1 other RNA gene and 1 pseudogene are annotated in these 440 nt (G+C 62.3%); both read right to left on the bottom strand.

Going from position 1 to position 440, the window contains the following annotated elements:
- An RNA gene (gene rnpB, locus J5M71_RS28630) (RNase P RNA component class A) lies at positions 1-301 on the bottom strand; the annotation flags it as partial.
- A 51-nt stretch (positions 302-352) separates the two neighbouring features.
- Positions 353-440, bottom strand: a pseudogene (locus tag J5M71_RS29710) (nucleic acid-binding protein); the annotation flags it as partial.

The raw sequence follows: 440 nt of genomic DNA, 5'->3' as shown, positions 1-440 counted from the left end.
CCTTCAGCCTTTCGGCTGCGCAGCCTACCCGAACGCTCAAGCGAGCAACCCCCAAACGCGTCCGCGACCTCACGGTCTTCTTGGCCTTGCTCCAGGTGGGGTTTGCCATGCCGTCACCGTCACCGATGACGCGGTGGGCTCTTACTCCGCCGTTTCACCCTCACCGGCTCGAAACCGGCAGTCTGTTCTCTGTGGCACTTTCCCGCGGGTCACCCCGGGTGGGCGTTACCCACCACCCTGCTCTATGGAGCCCGGACTTTCCTCGACAGCTCACCGCTGCCGCGATCACCCGGATGGCTCGTCCGATCGCTAATTCTACGGATATTCCCGCATCACCGCCACAAGAAGGGTCTCAGATGGACTCTCCAGTACGCACCAGGATGCGATCGCATTCCTCGCATCGCACCACTTCATCGTCACCAGCTGCCTCGTATCTGCGC

The organism is Pseudomonas sp. 43(2021) (assembly GCF_017490805.1).
In the GTDB taxonomy this organism is placed as follows: domain Bacteria; phylum Pseudomonadota; class Gammaproteobacteria; order Pseudomonadales; family Pseudomonadaceae; genus Aquipseudomonas.
The sequence above is the reverse complement of the archived record's forward strand: the minus strand, read 5'-3'. Positions and strand labels throughout refer to the sequence as shown.